This is a genomic window from Caballeronia catudaia (genome assembly GCF_001544755.2).
In the GTDB taxonomy this organism is placed as follows: Bacteria; Pseudomonadota; Gammaproteobacteria; order Burkholderiales; family Burkholderiaceae; genus Caballeronia; species Caballeronia catudaia.
In genome coordinates this window covers 1-674 of the sequence record NZ_FCOF02000149.1, presented here as the reverse complement: position 1 = coordinate 674, position 674 = coordinate 1, and the positions used below count along the sequence as shown (strand labels likewise).

General features: G+C 57.9%; 1 protein-coding gene. It reads left to right on the top strand.

Features of this window, described 5'->3' with window-relative positions:
- Positions 1–93: 93 nt before the first annotated feature.
- The coding region (locus AWB75_RS37560; RefSeq protein ID WP_143746710.1) for an ATP-binding protein at positions 94–674 on the top strand (581 nt) is incomplete at its 3' end.

Genomic DNA, 674 nt, shown 5'->3' with positions numbered 1-674 from the left:
GCCTCAAGGGTTCGCTGCGCCGGGCTCACGCCCGCCCTTGACCCGCACAACCACCCACTCTGATTTCAAAAGAGGCAGAAAGGGCATGTTCTGGTGAGTTGCCAAAGGAGAGGCAGCCACATAAAGATAAGCGTCTGGGACAATGGGATCGGTATCCCTGCAGGTAGACAGGCGGATATCTTCAAAAGCTATGTACAGGTCGATAATCCCGAGCGGAATCGGGAAAAAGGGTTCGGCCTGGGTCTGTCCATTGTTCAGGGGCTGGCGAACCTTCTCGGTCACAAGCTCCACATCGAGTCGACACCAGGGCGGGGCTCGCGTTTTTCGGTTGCGGTCCCGTTCATGGGGCTTATACCGCCGGAGTTGCGGGAGGTTCAAACGGCCGAAGACGGCGACCCGGACCTGACCAATATGGTCGTGGCGATCATCGAGGACAATAGCGACCTAAGAGTCGAAATATCGATGCGCCTGATCGAGCGTGGCTGCTACGTCGTAGCCGGGGAATCATCGTCGGACGTCATCGAGCAATTGCGTAGTGAGGCTTTGGCAAGCGGTCCGCACCTCATCCTCTCCGACTACCGGCTCGAACACGAGGACGGTATTGCTGCGATTATGGCGGTCCGCTCTGCTACCAACATTTCGATCCCTGCAATCCTGTGGTCGGGGGACACCTC